We start from the raw sequence: 22,543 nt of genomic DNA on the forward strand, positions 1-22,543 counted from the left end.
AATATCTTGCTTCTGATAGCTGATTCTAGAATATATATTTCTTTTTGTCACCTTGTGCTAAAAGTAAATCAGCTAAATTGGATTGGGCAATAGGGTGTCCATTTTTTGCCGCTATTTCCAGCCATTTAAATTCTAAATCTTGATTTAAAGATACAAACATATGATATTGGTATAACTTAAACGATGAATTTTTATCCCCATTGTGGGCCTTTTCTTCTAGAGTACTAATTTCCTCGTCTGAAATCCAATAAATGCTACCTGTTGATACGGAGTTAGTCATGTTTTACTTCTTCAGCATGTTGTCTATATGAGCAGGAAAGGTTTGATGCTTTTATATTATAACAAGCCCTCAATTTCATTTAGAATATCTAGCATTGTTGATTTATTCATTATAAAACAGACATCCCAAGTGCTTTCATCATCGCCAATCAATAGATAAATATCAGAGTTTTTTCGTTTCCATATGACTGAATATCCAAGAATAAACCCTAGCTTTATGTATTGTGTCTTTTCTGTAATAAAATCTTTAAACTCTTGAATGTTATCTTTGGGGAAATATATATTCATCTCGGAAAATTCATTTGAAAGTTTTAGTAAAATAGATTCTGAGTTATCAATATAGATAGCCTCTTCAGCAGAAACATCAAATAACCTTGTCATAAAGCTCCTTATAAATTATCAACTCTAATATTTCTTTTTAGCAGTCCTCAACAATCATGTGCAGATGGCTCAGGGAGAGGTATTGTTCCTGACCGTGGCCAATATAGTTATAGGGGTGGTTGCCTTTGTAAGTGTACTCTTAAAATGATCTCGTTCCGCCCCAAACAAAGTGAGTGCGCTTCGGTTTGTGGCCGATGTTCAAGCCGGTTTATCCCGACACTCGTCAGAGAGGCTAGATCTGAACAGGTTGTAGGTACCCAGGTGTTGGTAGTGCTGTCAGCTTTTGAGTTTTGGTACGAAAGAGCTGGCTTTCGGTATCATCGTGGACGTACTGGCTTTCGTCGGTGGGGGAGTTGAGTGTAAATCGGGGTGCCTAGGGCATCGTCGTAGGTGTATCCGGTATTGTCGTAGCGGAGGCAGACGGACACGGCTGTTTTGTTGGCGCACGACTCAGCCTACGATTACTACGCTACGCTTACCATGATTTATTTAACCAAATATTCAGTCTTATCAAAAAATAAAGTAATCTTAACTGGGTTTTGTTTTGACAAAGAAATTGATTGATAGTTATGTAATATTGCTTCTTGTAAATATTCTAAATAATTATTTAACTCACCAGGTAATAAACTAGCTATATCTTCAATTTCCGTTCCTTGATGAATTAGATCTGAGTATACAGATTCAACAGGGATCAATTTCAAAAGTTCAATACTTTTAGGTCCAAACATTAAATATTCTATATCATCAATATTTGCTTTCTTTTGCAGCAGGGCAGTTACCCCTCCAAGAAGTAAAGTGTTGAGAAAAAATTTAAATTGATCTAAATCATCTGCGTTTATTGAAATTTTCATAGCTGTACCTCTTTCAGCTTGAATACTAGAATATATATTATTAATATACACTATGTACTACTATACCTTCACGTTAGTTTGACATCAAATGAGGTTACCATCAAATTTCTACAGAGGGATCCGTAATTTTCTACATCTTACGGAATCTTATCGTACTACATTTATTACTCAGGTAATGGATAAATCTTATCACGAACAGTTACAAATTTTTGATTGGTCAATGGTAACCATTGTGGGGTGTAACTTGATCTAACAAGTGGTAAAACCGAGTATGTTCACTTATGAGCCACAGGGTTTAGGATGGTGAACTATAAAGGGAGAGACTACGTGCGTGTAGTCCGCAACCACACCACATGTATGCTGGACGGATTGTTTTTGGAAATCAGAAAGGGGTAATTTGATTAACTCCATTACCCGATGAGTAATACTTTTTATCGCGGTCTAAAGATGTAGACCAAAAATAACTATTCAACACACTATTAGGATTAACGTTCAAATTTTCGTCTAGCCACTTCATCCCTTTTTCAAAGTTTTTACTAGTCTTGCGCTTTAATTTTAAAAACATCTTTTGCGTGAGTTTATCATCGTTAACACATGAAATTACGCCGCAATATATTTTTGAATCAGTTTCACTGTATTTATGAACTGATAAAAATCTTTCAAAACGTACAGGAATTTTTGTTGTATCCTCCATCTTATAAACAGCAATGTTATATATAAATGAGCTTTTTGCATTCACCTTTTCGTCAATGCGGCGCAGCCATAATTTATTTATAGGATCGTAAACAGATAACCCATTCTCAGCAATAAAGGTATTTAAAAAATTGATAAATTCATAATCGGACGCACAAATATTACAGTACATAAAGCTCCAGACCAATTGCAAAATTTATAAATATTTAATCCAAGCGATTTTTTAAACCAAAGTTTATAACAAAAAGTTCCTCAACTTTACTATATCTGTGTCAATAAATTAGATTCCATTAGGAGGGGCATATTTAAAATTCTCTCATACAATCATATATTTATTATTATGGCTTCGCATGTCTAAAAACTCTTTTAAATCACAGATTAATTTATTACTCAAACATATCTAAAGCCTCATTCAACAGTTCAGTTCTCCACTCTTCATTTTTACGATCTTTAGAAGCAAATCCTATAGATTCATAAGCATCATCAACTGAATCTCCTGATAATTTTGATATTTTGTTAATGATATTAAAGGCCCCATATGCGACTTCGAATTCCCCATGTATTAACCATTCAATAGCTTTTTCGAATAGAGGCTCCGGGGGATAATTTTCTAACGCATACACTAATGTTCCTTTACAATTATTAAATTCTGGCTGATCTATTAGTTTTAAGATAATTGGGTAAACTTCATTATTTTTCTGCTCAGCTAAATCTAAAATAACCTGTACTTTGTCCCAGGCGGGTAGTTCAGAATTTTGTAAAGTCTGAAACAATAATTTATTTGGCATGCGGTTCCCCTTATGTTCTTCCCAAATCTCAAAAATGTATTGCGCTTCTAATGTACCGAGAAGCAAGATGACGGACTTGCGCGGAGGTAACTCCTATGGGTCCAGTAACGGTTTCTGCTTGCGTGTACATGATGGGGCGATTGTTGTGGGTTTAGGTTCCACCGAACTGACAGGGGAGAGACTGCTGCTTCATTGCGTACAGGACAGAGGCTAAACACCTAATCGCCCCTAAAGCACTGTTGTTAAGGTTGTCAGACAACCATAAGGGCTGAAAGCGTCCTTGCCTGCGGGCGCAACCCCACAAAACGATATTTTCATGATGCCTGAAAATCAGACAAGGTAGTTAATCACAGCATTGCCAGCGTTGGCTTGGACAGCATAGAAGGCTTGCAAGGCGTGGAAGTCATCAAGTAACTCTCTGCGAATTTCGGGACAGTCTGTCCATTCACCTATAGGGTGTAGGTCATGCATATTTTCGGGTTCGTAGCGCGAAAGTAGGGCTTCATCGCTGATCTGCGCGAGTTCGGAGGCAACCTGGATAACTTCGTCCACAGTCAGGTAAAACGCTGGGGTGATGCCAGTCTCGTGTTCAGGATCAATGCACTCTCCACTGATAATAGTGCGGCTGGTGAGAATCTCGCTATTCCAGGCGCCTGTTTCGTCGCCGCCAAGCAGGTAGGTGAGCGCACCCCAACAGTGGATAACCAAAAAATCTGGAGTTTCTTTTTCAGGGTATTCCAGAGTATCCAGCATACTGCTGTCGGTCTGGCAGCTTCGCAGAAATTCGGGGGATACTCCGTGCAGCATAGCAAACATACTCATAGTGTGTCCTTTCAAGGATAGGGCGGGAAACGGAAGTTTCAGACTGCCTGAAAGTGTTTTTCGGCGCGGTCGACGATAACCTATGAAAACATAATACACGGTAGGATAAATGAGATGTCTGAGCAGCAGCAGAACAGTAATCAACACCAGTAATCAACTATCACGGACACATGAGCAGAAAGTGTCGCCTACTTTCTGACGGACCGGATCTATCCTCCAAAATCGACCCTATTCAACGTTATTTTCTCTAGAATCTGCCAGCTTCTAGGTTCATGCAAAGCTACCTCGGCATATGTACACTGGAAGCAGACCGAAGAAAATATCTGAAAAGCAAAATCGTTCAGGCGTCCTAGAAAATCTTATGTATGGTTACGTCCGATGGCACGGGCTGACCGCACCTACATGAATTATCCGCAAAAAACCAAGCGTCCAAAATAGGCTATACTTATGTAGTTTAATAATCGAAGATTGGCATCACCCGAACTTCAATGTCATTTTCTTCTATAAAAATATCGATCACTTCGCGCCGATTTAAACAAAATAGTGTTATATCTAAAGATTTTTGCTCTTTTGCGTAGCTTTTTAAGAACTCAGCTAAGTTTGTAATCTGAAATGATATGTATATAGGACTATAATCATAGTAAATAATCAAAAATTCGTTTTGCGGCGCACAAATAAAATCTAGAGATTCTGCCAAGCTATCTATACGCACCCCATAAGGGAACCTGAACCGTGGATTTTCTTTGTATATATCGTTTATATCAAAATCAGAAATCCATTCCGTGTTATATGGACTATCTGCTGATACTGACAACAGATTAATGCCAATCAATTTTTCTGTCATTTTTGTTGCATGTAGCATGGATAACTTATCTTGCAGTTTTTTGCTGCTAGCTTCCATATTACCACCCTATGATATAGAAAATACTCCTAGAAAACTAAAACAAGTGTTTTTAAACATTTCTGTGATGATCAAAGAACCACTCATTGTTTTCCATTTGCTGCGCATCTTTTTTAGAACCAGCGTGTGCTTACGGAATATCCCTGATGTTCATATTCCCCGGTAAAACGCCTTGGTCTGACTCCACAAATAGTTCACCATCGTCTTCTACAATATACGATTTCCTAGTTCTAAATATTAAATTATATAATCCTTCATAGAATTTTCCTCCCAGGTAGTACAGGTCGCCAGAATCAGGGATAAAATAAATTCTCCCCAGATCATCAATAAGAACTTCTCGGTCACCCGCAAAACCAAAATTTCTTAATTTTCTACCAACAGATTTTTGATAATAAATAAAATCTTCATCATTCAGTGAATAATCGGATAATTTATTTGTAGTTTCTCCAAAGCTATGCAGTACTGTAGATAGAAAGACACGGGCATCGCTGCGATAATAGGCATCATAGCTGACTGTTAAATACCAGATTTCTCTCAGAAAATTTTTTACCTCATCAGGCAATTCCTCCAAATGGGGCGGCAAGGACTCTAGAATAATATCTCTATTTTCATACCACCCTGAAGAAATCATTTTCTTGAAAAAATCTGAGTGTATTTCATACGGTTGCTTCATTTATACAGTCCTTTTTATTTTACTTTTCCACATAAAGTATCTTCCCAACATTGTTGAGTACTGTAATATATTATATATGATCACTGGATAATTCGACACTACAGCACAATATTCTATGTGGGCGTACAGGAACAAACAGGGTATTTATTTATAAATAAATCAAAGGACGGTATAAATATCTATTTTCTTTTTATTGGGTAATGATTTACCTGGCTGCTGTACCAGAGACCAGGATGTTCCTGATAGAGAGGCGCTAAAACTGTACTCTCAATACTATAGCCTTATTTGTATGATAAAATTTATTTAAAAGGAAAACAAGTAGTTAGGGAAGCTATAATGAGAAGCTTTTATTTTTCTTCTCCGGTTAGGGAGCTTCTATATCGAGATGGGTGGCGTCCTAACCGTAGAATTAATATAAACCATTTTGAGAACATCATTTCTTCTGATGACGGTTACGTATTAGATAGCTTTTCAAGAAGTTTTTTATGTAACTTTGGGAACCTCGAAATTCATCATGACAAGTATCGCGGAAGTGGCAAAGACTCTTCAATATTTAGCCCTAATTTAGCACTTGCTAATTCACCTATTATGAGGGAAGAATATTCTGAGATCACTAAATCTTCTTTATGTCCAGTAGGGGTTGGATATTCTGAGCACTTAACATATTTCTTAAGTCCTAAGGGTGAAATGTTTGGTGGTTTTGAGAGCTACTTTTGTCGAATTGGAACTACGGTAGAAGATGCTTTTGAAAATATTTTCTTTCGAAAATATTTCCAAACCCTTGCAGACTAAAAATGCTATCTAGCCGCTTCTTTTTGTCTGAAATAAAGAAAATAAAGTAAGGTCGGGCCGATAAACCTACTAGGGTGGGGGAGGTGTTTGTAAGTTATCGAGATGAATATGCAAGAGCAACCTGCTCTGCGATAAGAAACATGGCTTCGTCTAGCTCTCCTTTTGAGCATTACAGCTGGTAGAAAAGAAGCTATAACCTGTTTGGCAAAGGGTTACGTATGATTTTACTAATTAACTAGCAGAGAAGAAAACGGTAAGGCATGGAAGAGATATTTATCAATGGAAATGCGGAAGAAACTCAAGTTGAAATTTCAGGGACAAATCTGTCCCTGACGACTTTAGGAGATATTTTGACTCAAACTACCACTACAACAACACTAAATCTCCAGACTTGTTCAGATAAATTCTATCCAAGAAATTTTAAGTCTTTACAGATAATTTATCAGGAAGACCAAACTAATAGAGTTTCTGTCCAAATCAAGGGCAATAAGTTTATTATTAAAGGAAACAGCATAGCATTGAGCATACTAGGAGATTCGCTAAATAATTTTTTCGATAAGGAGAGTAAAAAATATGACCATTTCCATATAGATTATTATGATGGGAATGATGTTCTTAACCCAACTAATATTTCATTGATTTTTATGTGTTTATAGATAAGGACCGTTCGATAAGGATTTAAATATGGAAATTGAAAACCGTGATGATTTTTTAATCTTCTTACAGAATTTTATTAATGAAATGGATGCAGGGGAGTTTGAAAATAATACTTTGAACGGATTCTTGGAAGCTATGAGATATTGGATTAAAGATATGGACGGGTACTACCAAAATGTAGGTAAAGAAGAAAACTTTGATGAAAACATAAAGTGGAGCGTTTTGGCAGATATTTTTGAAGCAGCACGGATATACGAATAGCGCTTTAAAGGTAAAACAATACTTATGGAAACGATTGTTTTTAACGCTTAGTAAAAATGGCAGAGTACAATAAAACTCTCGGCTGTGTTTCTGTGCATCTTTCAGACCATACCGCAGATGCATAAATGTCAATGCTGAGAACGAGCAGAACTTATAGAGACCAGACGGTGGAGAATTTTATAATGGAACACGAAATAGAGTAGGTAAGGCCAATCGATGCTGCAAGAAAATGAGATTTATAGTGAAATAGTAGAAGCATGTAATATTTTTAGTATCTCTAATTCTACTACTCAAAATGGAGAAGAGATTCTCAAAGAAATTACGAGCCGCTATACTACCGGAAATCCCAGGGTTTGGTGGCTATCGTTTAAAAATATCCCTCAGTCTTACCATTTTGCAAATAATTACGGGTTTCGTCATATAGAGGATATTCTAATTCAAAATAACGTTGTTCCGCCTAAAACTGTGTATTTTATAGCAGACATCGATGATGAATCTGAAGATAACCCAGTATTTAAAATAAGTTTGGACAAAGTTCCTAATGTTCTTGAAGAGTGCCGATTCTTTGAGTATTATATATGTCCATTCGATTTATCATGGTTAATCTGCGAGAATGATCATAACGAAATTTTATTTATAAAGAGTTCTAAATAGCCTTTATAGGTAAAAAGTTTAAGGAAATTTACTATGCAATATTCTATTCTGGAAGTTGTTCAACTACAGCAAGACTTCCCTAACCTTAGTCTATTTCGAGGATCTATCGGTACAGTTATAGACACCTATATGGATTCTCATGAAGCATACGAGGTGGAATTTTGTGATGATAGGGGAGTAACAATTGCTTTACTAACTTTGAGGTCGGAGCAGTTAAGAAGCATAAGCAACCTTTAAAAGGATCGACTATTTTTTACCTTAGAAGTTATATATTAATTCTTCTGTTCTTGATCATCCTACAATGTATCGCCGCAGTTATCTGAATTATCCGCTGATAAGCCGTTGAAACTATAAGCAGGTTTAATTTCAACGAACAGTACGATCCGTGCTGTCTACCGTGAAGCTCGACCGCTAGGTTGTTTGTCTCAAGCTTAACTTCAACATGAATGCAGCCCGTTACTTCCTATTTTCCTATCTATTAGTCCTATAAGTATATAATTAAATACTTTTGAGTAGATTACGGTACGGTAACATCGCTATCTATGATGAAGATACGGGTAGAATGATTAAGGCAGTGTTATCAACACTGCGTAGCAATCACCTTTGAAAGAGGCTTTTATGAATACCTTACGTCATCTTCCGGTACCGATCTCTGCTGCTCTTGCCATGATACTGGCTCTCAGCGCCTGCTCCTCAGCGAGCAGCAGCGGGAAATCTTCGTCTTCCGAAACCAGCCAGTCAAACGCTAGCGTATCTACCGCGGATAACGGATCGCCTAGCGCATCACCGCTGACAACTACTTCTAGTAGCGCCAGCACTTCTTCACCAAGTCCAAGCGCTACCTCAAAGGCTCTGACCGATGACAACAAAGCTGGTAAGCCACGCCCAACCTCAACGTACGGAGAGAGCATCAGTGAGGGCGCAACGATTCACGAGGATGGTTCTTGGGACTACACCAATAGTTCGGGAACGTTACATGTTAAAGCTGATGGCACATGGAACTGGGAAGGCAACAACGGCGATAAAGCCAACCTAAATGCTGACGGCAGCTGGGAAAATTTTGAAGTACATGGAAATGAGCGCTCTCGTGTGAACCCTGATGGTAGCTGGGTTCAGGTACGTGACAGCACCGAGAGAGACTTGATTAAAGGTGCTCAGGGCATGGAAGTGAAAGCTGACGGGACATGGCGTGAAGTGGACTCGTACGGCACCTACTATGGAACCGCCGACGGCAAAGTTTATCAAGAGCGCCCAGGCCAAGAGAAACATGAAGTTAGTAAAGAGTCAACCCCCACATCGACTCCTGTTCCACCGGTCCTATATGCCCCCGGCGGTGTAGGCGGTAATAGTGTTATTCCGCTCAAGCCGCGTACCCCGCTCAAAGCTGGGGAGAAAGCAGAGTAACTCTGAGAGGCCTCTGCCTCGGTTCTTTGTGGTGGCGCATCCACATTTATAGGTGGATGCGCCACCTGCTGGGACGTTCCGCTCTATCCTGAAGATGTGGAGATAATGGAGCCTCAACACCATTTATGGTGAAGTACCCTAAAGTAGCTAGGAAAATGGCAATATTCAAATTAGCAATATCAGAAAACCCTACTATAAGACCTGAAAAGCGGCTTCTGGGAGAGCTCTGCGAGAATTTAGAATTTTATGATGATTATGATCCCAAAGATCTGCGTGCATCTTTTATTGAAGCTTGCAGCCTTGTGTGTGCAGAAATCTTACCCGTAGGAAACAGTGAGCTGACTATTCAAGGGTACAGATTAGAATGGAAAGAATATAGAAAGTACTTAGACAATATATTTCCGGAAATATTAGACGCTATTTCTGATCTGAAAAATAATAAATCAACAAAATTAGTGTTCTATGATGTGGGGAGCGAAAGGGCTATTAAATTCTTTCAGGGCGGTAACGGATCGACTGTAAATATTGTTTACTCTAAATGTTATTCTCTAACAAGCGATAAATACATTGGAGTGGATGAGGTTATTGACAGAAACAATCTGATATATCAGCTTATATCTTTAGTTGGCACGTTCGTAAAATTTTCTGAATCCTATTACCCGTCGGTGTATGCAGACTTTCTCTATCCTTATTTAAGGGAGTATGACTTAGGTGCAGTCATTGAAGGTGCTGAAACAGAAGCCATGGGACCTTGGGGAGTAAGGTAGGGGTGCATCATGAAAAACGTTGTAAGATACATTTCAAAATTTGAAAAAGACACAGATATTTTTATTGAGGTACTAAAATTTAAAAACGAGCCACCCCTTGATGTACTGCAAAAAATTTTTAATGAAACTGGCCCTATGTATGATGAATACCCAATAACACATGAGACTGCTGAAAAAATCGGGCACTATGTAGACGGAGAGCTAAAGGCGAGTGGCTACAACTATTTCTTATCGTGTGATGAAGATGTGCAAACACTCGAAAAGTTGTAGGAACCTCGGGGAATAATCACAATGACAGATGAATGGACGGCATGGGATACGAATATTGATAAATATAAAGCATTGGAAAAATATATTGAAAATATGTTTGTGTATCTACTGAAGGAAGTTTCATCCCATACGAGTGATTGGGTTTTTCCTTACTTTAAGGCCACATATGCTGACGGAACCCCACTGATGGATGGAAACCCTATATTCTCTGCAAAAAACACCAGCGCTAAGAGAATTATAAAAATTATTGTGGATGACGGCTACGACGATATATTCGAATATGATAGTTTGTTTGCAGAGAACTTACTGCACACGATAGTATCTCCCAGCGCATTAATCGACAAAGTAAACACACCACTAAAGGACTTTTTAGCCCTGAAATAGTGGTTATTGATTTACCCACTCCGTCCCGCAGGTGAATACAGTCTTGAAGACTCCAGACGCTGCTAGGATATGCTCATGAGTACACGCCGTAGCTTCACCCTCCCTGAAACCAGCCCAACGCAGCGCACAGCAGTAGGGGAGCGCATCCTCATAGGGCGCGATGCAGGATACACTCAACCAGTAGCCACCCCTGACGGGATACTGCTGGCGCTTATTGCGTATATCCCGCTCCCTGAACTATTTAAGCTCGTCCCCGAACTCGCCCTGCCCGTCCCCGCCGAGCATCACGACAAAGCAGTGTACGTGTTCTCCTACTACGATGAACACGACTATTTTCTTGGTAATATCACTGAGCTACAGCCCGCCCTGCTAGACACATGTGTCGAAATCGCCCACAAGAACCTGCACGACTTTGACCACCAGAAATTCTTCACCCCAGAATTCAACGCGGACCCGGACGCGATGAGCTTCATAGGCGGCAGCCCCGTATACCTGCAGCACACTCTCCCAGATGGGCTGGATGACTACGTATTTGTGGGGCAAATTTCCGGTGCGGATCTGCCCAGTTCCCTTGATGATCTGTTCTACCTCACCGAAAACGTAGGGTATATCTTCGTGAAAAAAGACCTCACCGGCGGGCTGTTCTTCGTGCAAGCCACCTAAATTTTCCCAGAAAGGCACACCCCCAGCCCCCAGTATCCCCGTACTGGCGTTGGCATTTCACCTACCCTTTACACTTAAACCTATGTCGTATCTCACCGGAGCCATCTACCCAACCCACGGCGAAACCGTCCTGAACGCCCCGCTAGAAACAGCCGTTGAAGCATACCAGGCGGGTGCCTCTGCGGTCGCTCTAGGGTACATCTCGCCCACCGACACTGAGCTCGCCCACCTGCAAAGCATCTTCAAACTGCACGAGCTCGCCATCGAAGACTCCATGCTGGGGCACCAGCGCGCCAAACTTGAACGGTACGGTGACTCCCTGCTGGCGGTGGTACGCCCCGCCGTGTACCTAGACGCAGAAGAAGAAGTGCACCTGGGCGAGGTGCACCTTTTCGTAGGCCGCAACTACCTGGTGTGTATCGTACAAGATAAGCTGCGCAGCCCAGAACGTGTGCGTGAGGTTCTGGGCGGGTTCTTCGCCGAATCCGACGCCAGTATTGCTCGGCTACTGCACCGTATCCTCGACAACACGGTAGACCGGTACATGCCGGTGCTGTCTGGGCTAGAGACTGACAGCGACGAAATAGAGGATGCGCTTTTCACCGATGGCGGTAAAAACCGCGGTATTTCCCAGCGTATCTACGGGCTGCTGAACCAGGTGATTGATTTTCAGCGAGCCTGCAAGCCCCTGGACTCCATGCTGGTGCGCATCGTTGAAGACCTGCGCATCGGTGCCCTAGACGCCTCCCCGCGCCCGGGTGCTACGCCTCGGCGGGTTGAGGATGAAAGTGTTGAGTTGCAGCGCCAGTTCCGGGATGTGCACGATCATGTGATGCAGATCAGGGACCGGCTAGAGGATTTACGCACGTCGTTGCAGAACGCTTTGACGGTGCACGATACACTGGTGGCGCAGCAGCAGAACGAAGACATGAAACGTATTTCGGCAGGTGCAGCGATTCTGGTGGTGCCCACTATTATTGGTTCCATTTACGGCATGAATTTTGAGTACTTGCCCGAACTCAAATGGGAGTATGGGTACCCCGCGTCACTCCTGTTGATGGTGCTTGCCTGTGTGGGGGTGTACTTTTTCTTTAAGAGGCGTGGCTGGTTCTAGGCGGTATACCTGCTCGGCTAACCAGGAGAAGCCGCAGCTATGAAGAGCGCCTTGGGGCACTAATAGGAAATAGGCACTCCTTAGGCTGCTTCCGCATAATCCTGGCGAATCCGCCGCAGCAAATCCCGACGCTGCCGCTTAAACTTAGTGACCGCGCTCTTAGGGGATGCGAGCCAGTGAAAATCTGCTTCGCTGGCGCTTAGGCCAAGCATCGCAACATCCAGCATCCCCAGCGCAAACAGCAGGTTCTGCCGGTGCACCTCAAACATGCCGCGGGTGCGGCGCGACTCGCCTGCAATCAGATACCCGTCAATCTGCAGCACCTCCTTCGCCCAATGCTCATACCAGCGGCGAGTGCCCGCCGGGCGGCAGCACACCTTCGTCACAGCAAGCTTAGTGCCCATTACCCGCTCAATGCGCACCGCAACCTCAAGGCCCCGCTCATTCGGTGCCGGGAACCGCAGAATCAGGGCGTTGCGGGCAGCCTGGCGCATATCGGCGAGGGTCTCAGTAAACGAACCGAGCGCAGGGTGGGCGTGCATGCTCATTACCCGGTCATACACGTGAGAAGGGCGAGCCACATTAAACGCGCGCCCGGCGGTAATAACCTCCGCAATGGTGCGCCCAATAGCATCAATATTGTAGACGTTGGTGGTGAGAACGGTGCCCGCGTTCATGAGGAACTGCAAATCGGCATTAACAACCTCGTCGGCGAGGCACAGAGTCTTCTTCTCTACCATGGCGGTGATTTCCTTCCGGGAGCTTTATCTGATGCTCTTACGCTACAGCCGCCCCCTGACGGTTTAAGAAGATTTTTCGGTGCGGTGCCCCCAGAAATAAAATTTTTGAGCATTTTTAGCCCATCATTTCCCCAACGCACAGCCGCAGAGGGTGCGTAAACCACCGCACTTTACGCAGAAGCCACAGCATGTACACCCCACCAACCGCCCCCGTGGCCAGCCCCACCGGGATCTGAAACGGCGCCAACACCCGCATCGCAGCATAACCGGCAACCACCAGAAGAACCGCGCCCAGCAACGCAGAATGCCACATCGCCGACTCCAGAAAAAGGCGCACGGCACCGCAAAATATGTTCTGATGGTTGTAGCACTGAACCAACCACCCGGAGGAACACATGAATACCACCGAGCAGAATGCAGCTAAAAACACCGAAGCGCAGGTGCGTCGAGTCCTCGACGTTATGAATCAGGGAAAACTCAAGCAGGCTATCAGGATTACGGCAACCCCATCGCAGCAACCGCTGCCGAAGACCGCCTCAAAGTTCGGGGGAGTGCCGTACCTGCCTGTGAGAGAATCCGCGCCGACGAACGCATCCGGCCAGCCCCTAGGCATGATCGCGCAGATTAACTGTGTGCAGCTGCCGCAGAATAATATTTACCCGAAGAGCGGTATGCTTCAATTTTGGATTGACCCTCACGACACCGTGTGGGGGTATGACTATAACAAGCCTGCGGTTCAGGAGAACTGGCGGGTGATCTACTACGAGAGCGTGGGTGAGCCGAACCCGGATGCGCCGCTGCCGGTGATCGACTGGGATGTGATTGGCTGGCCTATCGAACCGGAGAGCGTGGAATTTGCGCTCTCGTTCAGCCTGGTTGAGCAGGGTGTTACCGGTACTGCGCACTACTACTATCCCGATTTTGCGCGAGTGTGGGATGACCTGTACCCCGAGGATAAACTGCCCACGGGAGACGACGAGCAGGCGAGGATCCAACGGATACACACCGTTGAGGAGCTTACTCTCCCGTATGAGGAGAGTGATGAGTACTCCCGGATCGGCGGCTACCCCTACTTTATTCAGAATGACCCGCGGGATTTCGACGAGAACCTGCAGGGGCACACAGTGAACCTGCTAACCATTGTCTCCGAGGCGGACTGGGAATCGGAGGAAGAAACCCCGGAACTCCTCTGGGGCGATGCGGGCTCCGCGAACTGGCTGATAACACCCGAACAGCTTGCAGCGCGCGACTTCTCAAATGTGATTTTTGAGTGGTCATGCGGCTAGAGTAAAAACCTATGCAGCTTTCTCAGCAAGTGCGATACATATAGGTTTACAAGGAAAAACCGCCCTCTTGTATTATGGAGATTTTCTATAGTGTTTATTATCCCGACCGTTTTAGCGAGTAAATTCACGTAGGTACCCATGATGTAGTTGATTGATATTGAAAATATTTGGGATAACTGCAAATGCTTCAGAGAGAGGTTTTGCAGTGGTTTTCCATCCCTGGCCGTCGGTTACCCACACAAACTCAATACCCTCAGAATTCTGTATGATGTGATTATAAAGTGATTTAAATTCACCTGCTACCGATTTTAATTTACTGCCTCCACCTCCATAGTAGTTTGTTTCGAAGAGAAAAAGACGTCGCTTATGAGAGTCAAAAAGAGCCCCATCAAACTTACGTTCTGACTTATCCACAGGAACCTCAACTTGCCATTCCTGCCGCATCCGATGAGCTGTTGCTTGGGTCATTGTCTGGTAGCCGTAAAAATCGGCGACAGCCCGTAGCTGCCCCTCTAACAGGTCTTCCATGACCTTGCCGCTGCGGTTCTTGCGCCCGTTACTATCCAACCCAACCTCTACACCGTATGCATAGTCCACCAGAGAACGATTCGCGCTGTGTTTTAGGAAATCGAGAAGACCGGATTTTTGCATAAAGTCCACATATTTTTGAATATTGGTGGTATCTACATTTTTAAAGTCAAGGTTGTAGAAGAAGATGCTCTCATCTTCATCTACTTCCATGACATCTAGGTGAACATCGCGGGAGGCGAAAAGAACTGGTACTGCCTCAAGAAGGTTGGGCTGCTGGGTAAACAGCTGAATCGCTTCCTCGTACAGGTTATTTAGACCAATCAAGTAATTCAGGGTATTCAGGGCTAGGGCATGTTTTTTGACTCCACCATTTACTTTTTCCCAGTTTACATAGTATTCGGGGGTGCGGTTTGTGATTGAAAGGGTGCTCAGAAAGTATTTAAGTTTTTCTTCAGGGGCACTACCCATGTATTCGTTGTACTTCATAGTGAGGTAACCTTCCGTAATTTTAAAAGAGCCTTTGCGGTGCCTCAGCGATACGTTTTTGTGTTATATGGAGGTAATCAGTATTAAGCTCAATGCCGATGAACTTCCTGCCAAGCTCTTTGGCTACTTTGCCTGTGGTACCGCTACCGAGGTATGGATCCAGTATAAGGTCTCCCGGGCGGGTGCAAGCGAGAATGATACGTTCCAGCAGATATTCTGGTTTCTGCGTAGGGTGTTTGCCGTGAGATTTCTCTCCAGGTTTCGTTAGAGAGCCTTGCCAAACATCTTTCATCTGTCGGTTACCGTTGAGCTCCTTCATGAGCTCATAATTGAAGTAGTGCCGTGCCGTGGGTAGGTTCTTCTTGGCCCACAGGATGGTTTCTGTAGAGTGGGTGAAGGTGCGGCATGCCAAGTTGGGTGGCGGGTTGGTTTTTTGCCAAGTAATGTTGTTGAGAATTTTAAAATTTTCTTCCTCTAGAGCAACGCCAACAGAGTATATATTGTGAAGTGTGCCAGAAACCCAAATGGTTCCGTTCTTATTTAATATATGATAGCTTTTAGAAATCCACTGGCGGTTAAATTCTGTTTTTTCAAGGACAGAAATTTTGGTATCCCATTTTCCTTTATCGACATTTACTCTCTTTCCACCGCTGTTTGTGGTGCCACCTCCGCTTAAGAAATAGGGTGGATCTGAAAATATCATATCGATACAGTCAGGGGCTATATTGTCTAATATTCTAAAACTGTCGCCTTGAAGTAATATGGTGTCCGAATCTTGATAATATATTTGTTGAGATGGTACGTCATGTATAATTTCGGATAATAACTTCATTAATTTTTCCCCTGCCGGTTGCTTTAGAGTTAATCATACGGGAAGCGCCCACAGTTTCGATCATAAACCCTTCGTACAGATCAAGTACAGAAGGAGAAAAAGAGTTAGATGCCATAAAAAGTACCCCTTTGCGGTCTAACTCGCGGCATGTTTCCATAAGGCGTGTCTGCTCTCTGAAGCCAAAACCGGAGTCTGTATAAGATGTAAAGTCACTTGTGGTATTTAGCGGAATATATGGTGGATCGAAGTACACAAAATCACCCGTAGCTGCTTTGGAAACAGCATCCTGGAAGTCACCCTGATGGATAGTGATATTCGCACTGTTTAAATAAAAACTAATGTTTTTAAGGAGTTCTTCATCCAGTATTTTTGGGTTTTTGTAGCGACCGTATGGTACATTGAATTGGTTCTTTGAATTTACTCGGTACAAACCATTAAAATTTACTCGAAGCATATACAGTAGACGCGCTGCGCGTTGTGCCTCACTAAAGCTTTCCAATCGCCCATCACGATCTGCTGCTCGAATATTAAGATAGTAATCTTTGGAATTATTTTCTTGGTGTATCCGTAGTATTTCTATAACATCTTCTGGATTATCGCGGATCTGTTCATAACAGAAGATAAGCTCAGTATTGTAGTCGTTAATGGTCGCAAAATTGGGCTGTAACTCAAAAAAAAGAGCTCCCCCACCAACAAAAGGTTCGAAATAATGGTTGTAGCTTACGGGGAGTCGCTCGGTTAGTTCCGGGAGTAGTTGCCGTTTTCCGCCTGTCCATTTTGTGAATGGTTTGAGCTTTTGACGTACATCCATATATTTACCCCCTTACTCACATCGGAAATACCTCATAAGACAGGTGAACCATTATACAGAATTTCGTAGCCCGCCCCGCCTACTGGAGACGACCGGGGCGATAGCGAGCCACAGTGTCGTGCCGATGAGTAGGCATGGCACCGGGTTGTATGCCTGGCCCAGTAGGTACCCCACTAGCAGCCCTAAGAGTGTACCGGCTGCACTGAATGTGAATGACCAGCTCATAATGCGTGCGAATTGGGCACCTCGAAAATATGCCTGTCGGTGTGTTTCTAGTACTACTGCCCGTGCCCGTGAGGCTGCCGCGTTGAGGAATACAAACACTGGTATGAGCGGTGGCAGGATTGTGTCTGTCAGTATGCCTGTGGCGAGTGCTCCGGTGAGTGCCGCAGAGAATAACGCGGCTGTTCTCAGAATCGGTGCGGTTTCACCGGCCTGTCGTAGCCATTTTCCTGCCTGTGGGCCGAATGCGGCGCCTAGTCCGAACACTGTTAAGACAAGCCCCATCCCTGTGTAGGCGGTATTGTCTGTGCCGGGCAGAGGCACCGCGGGTCCGTGGTTTGCGGCCCAGAGGATGAACAGTTCCCCGCTCATGGTTCCAGCGAATGCTATGGCGAGTGAGACGAGTGGGGAGGCAGGGCCTGAAGTGAACAGGTCGTGCAGAAACTGTCGGAGCGGCTCTTTATGCCCGGTGGCGGCGAATTGACTTGCATTTATTGTGGTTGGTGGTGGCACGGGGTAGGTGTGCCGTGCCCGTGCCCGAAAGAGTGCTGCTGCGAGGGAGAGCGCTGTGTTGACGGCTAGTAGTGTGGGGATTGAGACCCCCGCTAGGAGTGAGCCTGCTAACCCTGCGACGACGAAGTTAACGATCGCTTGGATGGTGCTGAGTGAGGCGTTGAATGCCATTGCTGTGTCTTCATTAATCTGTGCGAAGTGTGCACCGTAGAATTCTTCGGCGATGTCGGTGAAAGCTAAGATGAGCAGGTCAATGAGCGTATAAGCATAGACTGTCCATATGGCCTGGTGGGGCGCTAGGAGTGTGATGGTGAGGGCTAAAGCGCTCAATACGGTTTCGGTGCTGTCGCAGGCGATGAGTACCTTATCGGGGCTGTGTTTGCCCATGAGTTTGGCGATGGCGGGGAACGCGAAGGCTGAGAGTCGCCTAAGGGCTGATAGGGTGAGGAGCGCGCCAACGCTGACTACTCCGGCGGCAGTGAGGGCGTTGAAACCATATTCGACAGTGTTGTTACCCAGCGTTGACAGCAGCAGCCCGAACACCATGATATGGCGTGTGCGTCTTATGAGTATGGCGCGCGGCGGCGGGGCGGGTGTACTGTGCATAGGTTTGGTGGGGTAGAGAGAGTATTTATGATGTGCATCATAGCATGGTGGTGGGTAAGGGGATGAGAGGCAAGCCCGCTGGTTCTGGCTGAAGACGGCTTGTTTTTCATGTTTTTAGCGGGGCGGCTGGTGCCGTTGTGCGCAGGCGCGGTTCGCGTGTTCGGGGTGTTTGAGGGTATAAAGTGTTGCGGCGCTTGGTGCTTGCGGCGTGTGTGCCCGTGTTTGGATTAGACTTGAATCATGCGTATTAAGATTCTTGACCACCCGCTGGTGGCGCATAAAATCAGTGTGCTTCGTGATAAAAATACTCCTTCGCCTACGTTCCGTCAGCTTGTTGATGAGCTCGTGACCCTGCTTGCTTATGAGGCAACCCGTGAGATCCGGGTGGAGCAGCGGGAGATTGAGACCCCGGTGGCCCGCACCGTGGGCACCATGATTGCCAGCCCTAAGCCGCTGGTGGTGCCGATTCTGCGTGCCGGGTTGGGGATGCTGGAGGGGATGACTCGCCTGGTTCCAACCGCTGAGGTTGGGTTTTTGGGTATGGCGCGTAACGAGCAGACCTTGGATATTGTGACCTATGCTGAGCGTCTTCCGGAGGACTTGACCGGTCGGCAGGTGTATCTGTTGGATCCTATGTTGGCTACCGGTGGCACTCTGATAGAAGCCATTAAATTTCTGCGCCAACGCGGTGCTGAGTCTATTACGTGTGTGTGTCTCATTGCTGCGCCTGAGGGTATTGCGGCCCTTGAGAAGGGCGTTGAGGGGTTGCGCAATGTTGATTTGTTCTTGGCGGCGCGGGATGAGCGGCTGAATGAGAAGGCGTATATTGTGCCCGGTTTGGGTGATGCGGGCGACCGCCTGTATGGGCTGGCGGAGTAGCTCATAACTTTTGGTGCGCGGCTGTATTAACGCCTTCACCGGTGTCGTGAAGGTCTAGGCGCGTGCGCGCTGTGGCGCGGGGCTCGGCGGTTGTGGAGTTCCGCGCTGACGGTGTCTAGGCGGGGCAGCTGGTGGGGGATTTGTGTCTCAGGTTGGCGGGTGTAAAAATTTTTTGCATGCTGGAAAGTGTTTCAACGGTGCCGTTGGGAACTTCCCTTACATGCGATATGGTGCATAATAATCCGTAAATATATTGAATATTTAGGGAACTAAGTGAATACTCATGCTAGATTTGGTGGTATGGGCTGCTTTGCTTCCCCGTCCATAGCCTCATCGTCATGAGGGTGATGTAGCTTTAGAGGATACCTCCACGTTCTGAACCCGCTTGATTTATGTGACAAATAAGAGAAATATTAAATGTACGGTGGGTATCGCTGAGCCCATTCGCGGCTCGGCAGTGCAGGCGGGAATCCGACGTGACATAACGGGCGCCCGTATATCAGCCCCCTACGCTTCGAACTGCGAGAGAAGGATGCATATGTCAGGTGCAGTACCAGGGTACGTTCACATTTCCCAGCGTGGACGCGCCGCTAAGCGCCAGGCTCCCCAGCCCAGTCGCCCGCAGGCGCCTGCGGCTACTCTGCGACCCATGACTTTCACTGCTAATGACCACTCACCCAAGGGCGGCGCGCACGAGAATGAGGCGCGCGGGTTCGTGCTGTATGTGGGCCTCAATGAGGAGCTTGCGGCGGCCAACGGTACCTCCCTAGTGCGTATCGTGCAGGATTTGCGCAATTACGCTCACCACCTAGCTCCGGAAGCGGAGTCTTATGCTGCGGTAGCGCTGGCCCCCACCAGTGCGGAGGGGAGCGACCTTGAGGTAGTGCGGAACGCGCTGGGGGACCCCACGGCTGTCTACTATCAGCCGGATGCAAACACCCATGTTGAGGCCGAGTCGCAGGCCACGCATACCAATGGCGTGCTGATTGATCTGGCGCGACGTGAGGTGTTCTTGGATGGTGAGCCGCTTATGCTCACTTTTAAAGAATTTGAGCTTCTGGCGCACCTGGTGGAAAACTCCTCCCGCACGGTCGGCCGTGATGAGCTGCTGGACTCGCTGTGGAGCGCCGGGGACGAGCACCCGCACGAACGCACCATTGATGTGCATATCCGGCGTCTGCGCTCAAAGCTAGGGCGCCTCTCAGGTACGGTGCGTACGGTGCGTGGGCAGGGGTACCGGTTCTTTGAGCATCCAGAAGTTGTGGTGTGGGCGGCCCCTGAATATTCCATCTAACCCCCTAGTAGCCGCCCGATGTGTTGAAGAGTCTATGGCGGTGCCCCGCGCTTGTGGTCATGAGCGCGGGGCACTGTTGCGTGCAGCCTGTAAGATGAGGGTATGACTGAGATTTCTTCCCGTATGAAGCGGGATGTGAAACACCTGATTCTGATGCGCCATGCCGAGGCAGACTGGGGCTTGAACGATTTTGACCGGCCGCTGACAAAGCGCGGTCACCAGCAGGCGGCACAGGCGGGGGCGTGGCTTGCTGAACGCGGCTATATTCCCGAGCAGATCATGTCATCGGCCGCGCTGCGAACCCGCCAGACCACCACCTGGGTTTCGGACGCGCTGGGTGAGAAAGGCCCCACTGCGCACCTGGACGAGGGGCTGTATGAGGTGGGCGCATCCCGCATTATTGCGCGTATTAACGGGGTTTCGGAGAATGTTCGTTCGGTACTGGTGGTGTCGCATTTGCCGGGCATCCAGGATGCGGCGATCCAGCTGACCCACCCCGACTCTGACCAGAACGCAGCCATGGAGATGTTTTATGGGTTCCCCCCGTCGTCCGTGGCAGTGTTTGAGGTGCCTGGGGAGTGGGCGCTTCTGGATGGGGCGGATGCGCACCTTATTGCGTTTAAAAGTTTCTAGCCCACGCTTTAGGGCATGGTGGCTGGGGAGCGTGCGTGCTTTAGGGCTAAAGCTGCTGTCTGGCAGGGGCAAGTAGGGTAATGGTTATAAAGTGAGCCCCCGCACGTGCTGGTGCGGGGGCTCAACTATTATTCACAATGCGGAGACGGGGGGATTTGAACCCCCGGTCGAGTTCAACCCCGACCCTTCATTAGCAGTGAAGTCCATTCGGCCGCTCTGGCACGTCTCCAGCGATGCACCGCAGTGCATCTCTACAAGAATATCGTTCGTTCTGGCACAGGTCAATTCCCCGGCACCTTATGCGGGTGCATAAGAAAGCGCCCAACGGTTAGGGGCTCTAAAAATACCGGCTGCCACGCTGCTTGATATGCGCCTGAGCCTCACCCACAGGGTGACTAATAATTGCGCCGCCGAGCCTCGATATAGACATAAATCGGTGGAGAAAAGGTGAGGATACGAGGCGCTGGAAACAGCGAAACAGGTGGCGTTGAGTGATGGCCCACACGGCGCCAAAGCCTGTGTTTTATACAGGCGAGTAGGTTAAACTATAGGGGTTATGCGCCGCTCGGTGAGGAATGGCCGATACGGCGGTTGTTTGCAAAAGTCACCGAAAGGACAGCCCGATGTCACAATCCCCTTATGATCCACAGCCTGATAGTGGCTCTAATTCCTATAACTCATCATCGGGGCAGACATACCAGAATCAACAGCCCGCATATCAGCAGCCGACGTACCAGCAACCCACCTACCAGCAGCCCATGTATGCTCAGCCAATGATGGCTGTAGTCCCTAAAACCCCGCAGCAGATCGCCGGTGAGCAGGCAGCACAGACATCGATGACCCTCGGAGTTATTGGCCTTGTGCTTCTCCTCACCGGTTTGGGCGGCGTTATTACCTTGATTTTGGGTATCATCGGGGTGAAAAAGGCGGCTGAGGCAGAACGTCAAGGAGTTCCCGCTACAGGCGGGAAAGTGATGGGGTGGATATCCCTTATCGGCGGAGGCCTACTCACAATATTAACTATCTTGGCGATTGGCTTCATAATCGTAGTCTTTATTGCTGCAGCTTCAGCAGGTTCAAGCTCGACAGGGAACTACCTGGATCTGGCGTATACCTTCGCCCCGCTCATGTCTCTTTTCTAAGACAAAATGTAGGTGTCTCATAGTCCCGCACCAGTGACTTTCTGACCGGAGGCTCCCTCTCGTACGATACGGGAGGGAGCCTCCGGCCTTTTTGGCTTTTCATAGGGGCCTTCGCAGCACCGGGCGTGGTCTGTGCGTTTGAGGAAAGAGAGCGGAACATGAATCGATGGTGCGAGCGCATCTGGACGTTAAAACCGAAATTTAATGCGATGCA

General features: G+C 46.4%; 30 protein-coding genes and 1 tRNA gene. 16 read left to right on the plus strand and 15 right to left on the minus strand.

The features are described 5' to 3' along the window. Positions 1 to 25 precede the first annotated feature (25 nt). From I6I94_RS07180 to I6I94_RS07215, 8 genes are all read right to left on the minus strand, one after another. Complete coding sequence (locus tag I6I94_RS07180) at positions 26 to 280, minus strand: SEL1-like repeat protein (RefSeq protein WP_037286915.1); 255 nt, start codon at positions 278 to 280, stop codon at positions 26 to 28. 56 nt (positions 281 to 336) lie between these two features. Then, a complete protein-coding gene (locus tag I6I94_RS07185) occupies positions 337 to 660 on the minus strand; it encodes a hypothetical protein (RefSeq protein WP_128087147.1) in 324 nt (107 codons plus the stop codon). 485 nt (positions 661 to 1,145) lie between these two features. Beyond that, complete coding sequence (locus tag I6I94_RS07190) at positions 1,146 to 1,511, minus strand: DUF3969 family protein (RefSeq protein ID WP_037236319.1); 366 nt, start codon at positions 1,509 to 1,511, stop codon at positions 1,146 to 1,148. A 382-nt stretch (positions 1,512 to 1,893) separates the two neighbouring features. Then, positions 1,894 to 2,376 (minus strand): hypothetical protein, encoded by a 483-nt coding sequence (locus I6I94_RS07195; protein ID WP_131555893.1) that lies wholly within the window; start codon positions 2,374 to 2,376, stop codon positions 1,894 to 1,896. A 214-nt stretch (positions 2,377 to 2,590) separates the two neighbouring features. After that, positions 2,591 to 2,992 carry a hypothetical protein gene (locus I6I94_RS07200; RefSeq protein WP_037236380.1) on the minus strand — a complete coding sequence of 134 codons (402 nt, stop codon included), beginning with the start codon at positions 2,990 to 2,992 and terminating at the stop codon, positions 2,591 to 2,593. 330 nt (positions 2,993 to 3,322) lie between these two features. After that, positions 3,323 to 3,814: a DUF1877 family protein gene (locus tag I6I94_RS07205; RefSeq protein WP_023134383.1), complete on the minus strand. Its 492-nt coding sequence runs from the start codon at positions 3,812 to 3,814 to the stop codon at positions 3,323 to 3,325. A 454-nt stretch (positions 3,815 to 4,268) separates the two neighbouring features. Next, positions 4,269 to 4,715 carry a hypothetical protein gene (locus I6I94_RS07210; RefSeq protein ID WP_037236314.1) on the minus strand — a complete coding sequence of 149 codons (447 nt, stop codon included), beginning with the start codon at positions 4,713 to 4,715 and terminating at the stop codon, positions 4,269 to 4,271. A 130-nt stretch (positions 4,716 to 4,845) separates the two neighbouring features. Then, positions 4,846 to 5,388, minus strand: coding sequence for an SUKH-3 domain-containing protein (locus I6I94_RS07215; RefSeq protein WP_037236311.1), 543 nt, complete (start codon positions 5,386 to 5,388; stop codon positions 4,846 to 4,848). A 285-nt stretch (positions 5,389 to 5,673) separates the two neighbouring features. Between I6I94_RS07215 and I6I94_RS07220 the strand changes: the two genes are divergently transcribed. The 11 genes from I6I94_RS07220 to I6I94_RS07270 all read left to right on the plus strand — a co-directional run bounded on the left by I6I94_RS07220 (position 5,674) and on the right by I6I94_RS07270 (position 12,354). Further along, positions 5,674 to 6,180: an SUKH-3 domain-containing protein gene (locus I6I94_RS07220; RefSeq protein WP_131588812.1), complete on the plus strand. Its 507-nt coding sequence runs from the start codon at positions 5,674 to 5,676 to the stop codon at positions 6,178 to 6,180. A 260-nt stretch (positions 6,181 to 6,440) separates the two neighbouring features. Next, positions 6,441 to 6,836 carry an Imm32 family immunity protein gene (locus I6I94_RS07225; RefSeq protein WP_037236308.1) on the plus strand — a complete coding sequence of 132 codons (396 nt, stop codon included), beginning with the start codon at positions 6,441 to 6,443 and terminating at the stop codon, positions 6,834 to 6,836. 28 nt (positions 6,837 to 6,864) lie between these two features. Continuing rightward, complete coding sequence (locus I6I94_RS07230; protein WP_037236303.1) at positions 6,865 to 7,098, plus strand: DUF7660 family protein; 234 nt, start codon at positions 6,865 to 6,867, stop codon at positions 7,096 to 7,098. A gap of 216 nt (positions 7,099 to 7,314) precedes the next feature. Beyond that, positions 7,315 to 7,752: a DUF6756 family protein gene (locus I6I94_RS07235; RefSeq protein WP_052186564.1), complete on the plus strand. Its 438-nt coding sequence runs from the start codon at positions 7,315 to 7,317 to the stop codon at positions 7,750 to 7,752. A 33-nt stretch (positions 7,753 to 7,785) separates the two neighbouring features. Beyond that, complete coding sequence (locus I6I94_RS11595; protein WP_037236300.1) at positions 7,786 to 7,989, plus strand: DUF4926 domain-containing protein; 204 nt, start codon at positions 7,786 to 7,788, stop codon at positions 7,987 to 7,989. Between the two features lie 381 nt (positions 7,990 to 8,370). Next, positions 8,371 to 9,156: a hypothetical protein gene (locus tag I6I94_RS07245; RefSeq protein WP_037236298.1), complete on the plus strand. Its 786-nt coding sequence runs from the start codon at positions 8,371 to 8,373 to the stop codon at positions 9,154 to 9,156. Between the two features lie 125 nt (positions 9,157 to 9,281). Further along, on the plus strand, positions 9,282 to 9,923 hold the full coding sequence (locus tag I6I94_RS07250) for a hypothetical protein (RefSeq protein WP_037236296.1): 642 nt from the start codon (positions 9,282 to 9,284) through the stop codon (positions 9,921 to 9,923). A gap of 9 nt (positions 9,924 to 9,932) precedes the next feature. Next, positions 9,933 to 10,193, plus strand: a complete 261-nt coding sequence (locus I6I94_RS07255; RefSeq protein WP_037236295.1) for a DUF7683 domain-containing protein — start codon at positions 9,933 to 9,935, stop codon at positions 10,191 to 10,193. A gap of 21 nt (positions 10,194 to 10,214) precedes the next feature. Then, a complete protein-coding gene (locus I6I94_RS07260) occupies positions 10,215 to 10,577 on the plus strand; it encodes a hypothetical protein (RefSeq protein WP_037236294.1) in 363 nt (120 codons plus the stop codon). A 75-nt stretch (positions 10,578 to 10,652) separates the two neighbouring features. Then, the gene (locus I6I94_RS07265; protein ID WP_197702316.1) at positions 10,653 to 11,240 is read left to right on the plus strand and encodes a hypothetical protein; all 588 of its coding nucleotides are present in this window, start codon (positions 10,653 to 10,655) and stop codon (positions 11,238 to 11,240) included. 82 nt (positions 11,241 to 11,322) lie between these two features. Next, positions 11,323 to 12,354: a magnesium and cobalt transport protein CorA gene (locus tag I6I94_RS07270; protein WP_128087144.1), complete on the plus strand. Its 1,032-nt coding sequence runs from the start codon at positions 11,323 to 11,325 to the stop codon at positions 12,352 to 12,354. A gap of 80 nt (positions 12,355 to 12,434) precedes the next feature. On the opposite strand, the gene I6I94_RS07275 is transcribed toward I6I94_RS07270, so the two are convergent. Then, positions 12,435 to 13,094: a hypothetical protein gene (locus I6I94_RS07275; RefSeq protein WP_094758380.1), complete on the minus strand. Its 660-nt coding sequence runs from the start codon at positions 13,092 to 13,094 to the stop codon at positions 12,435 to 12,437. A gap of 115 nt (positions 13,095 to 13,209) precedes the next feature. After that, a complete protein-coding gene (locus tag I6I94_RS07280; RefSeq protein WP_236588836.1) occupies positions 13,210 to 13,431 on the minus strand; it encodes an iron chelate uptake ABC transporter family permease subunit in 222 nt (73 codons plus the stop codon). 58 nt (positions 13,432 to 13,489) lie between these two features. Here I6I94_RS07280 and I6I94_RS07285 point away from each other — a divergent pair, with 58 nt between their 5' ends. Next, complete coding sequence (locus tag I6I94_RS07285) at positions 13,490 to 14,380, plus strand: YwqG family protein (RefSeq protein ID WP_128087142.1); 891 nt, start codon at positions 13,490 to 13,492, stop codon at positions 14,378 to 14,380. Positions 14,381 to 14,491: 111 nt separating this feature from the next. Here the strand turns inward: I6I94_RS07285 and I6I94_RS07290 are convergent, their stop codons facing one another. Genes I6I94_RS07290 through I6I94_RS07305 form a run of 4 tightly spaced genes read right to left on the minus strand, consistent with a single transcriptional unit; the run spans position 14,492 to position 18,321 of the window. After that, positions 14,492 to 15,397, minus strand: a complete 906-nt coding sequence (locus tag I6I94_RS07290) for a type II restriction endonuclease (protein WP_201620556.1) — start codon at positions 15,395 to 15,397, stop codon at positions 14,492 to 14,494. Positions 15,398 to 15,419: 22 nt separating this feature from the next. Continuing rightward, the gene (locus tag I6I94_RS07295) at positions 15,420 to 16,229 is read right to left on the minus strand and encodes a DNA-methyltransferase (RefSeq protein WP_201620557.1); all 810 of its coding nucleotides are present in this window, start codon (positions 16,227 to 16,229) and stop codon (positions 15,420 to 15,422) included. After that, on the minus strand, positions 16,201 to 17,040 hold the full coding sequence (locus I6I94_RS07300; protein WP_201620558.1) for a DNA adenine methylase: 840 nt from the start codon (positions 17,038 to 17,040) through the stop codon (positions 16,201 to 16,203). Before I6I94_RS07300 ends, I6I94_RS07295 begins: the two co-directional genes overlap by 29 nt. A 51-nt stretch (positions 17,041 to 17,091) precedes the next feature. After that, positions 17,092 to 18,321 (minus strand): MFS transporter, encoded by a 1,230-nt coding sequence (locus tag I6I94_RS07305; protein ID WP_128087141.1) that lies wholly within the window; start codon positions 18,319 to 18,321, stop codon positions 17,092 to 17,094. 300 nt (positions 18,322 to 18,621) lie between these two features. Between I6I94_RS07305 and upp the strand changes: the two genes are divergently transcribed. The 3 genes from upp to I6I94_RS07320 all read left to right on the plus strand — a co-directional run bounded on the left by upp (position 18,622) and on the right by I6I94_RS07320 (position 21,187). Beyond that, positions 18,622 to 19,260, plus strand: coding sequence for a uracil phosphoribosyltransferase (upp, locus tag I6I94_RS07310; RefSeq protein WP_006887073.1), 639 nt, complete (start codon positions 18,622 to 18,624; stop codon positions 19,258 to 19,260). Positions 19,261 to 19,798: 538 nt separating this feature from the next. Further along, positions 19,799 to 20,554 (plus strand): winged helix-turn-helix domain-containing protein, encoded by a 756-nt coding sequence (locus tag I6I94_RS07315; RefSeq protein WP_037236287.1) that lies wholly within the window; start codon positions 19,799 to 19,801, stop codon positions 20,552 to 20,554. 102 nt (positions 20,555 to 20,656) lie between these two features. Beyond that, complete coding sequence (locus I6I94_RS07320) at positions 20,657 to 21,187, plus strand: SixA phosphatase family protein (protein ID WP_037236285.1); 531 nt, start codon at positions 20,657 to 20,659, stop codon at positions 21,185 to 21,187. A 140-nt stretch (positions 21,188 to 21,327) separates the two neighbouring features. Here the strand turns inward: I6I94_RS07320 and I6I94_RS07325 are convergent. After that, positions 21,328 to 21,416, minus strand: a tRNA-Ser gene (locus I6I94_RS07325). Between the two features lie 394 nt (positions 21,417 to 21,810). On the opposite strand from I6I94_RS07325, the gene I6I94_RS07330 reads away from it, so the two are divergent. Continuing rightward, a complete protein-coding gene (locus I6I94_RS07330) occupies positions 21,811 to 22,329 on the plus strand; it encodes a DUF4190 domain-containing protein (protein WP_128087140.1) in 519 nt (172 codons plus the stop codon). Positions 22,330 to 22,543: the final 214 nt, after the last annotated feature.

Source organism: Rothia aeria (assembly GCF_016726365.1).
Taxonomy (GTDB): Bacteria; Actinomycetota; Actinomycetes; order Actinomycetales; family Micrococcaceae; genus Rothia; species Rothia aeria.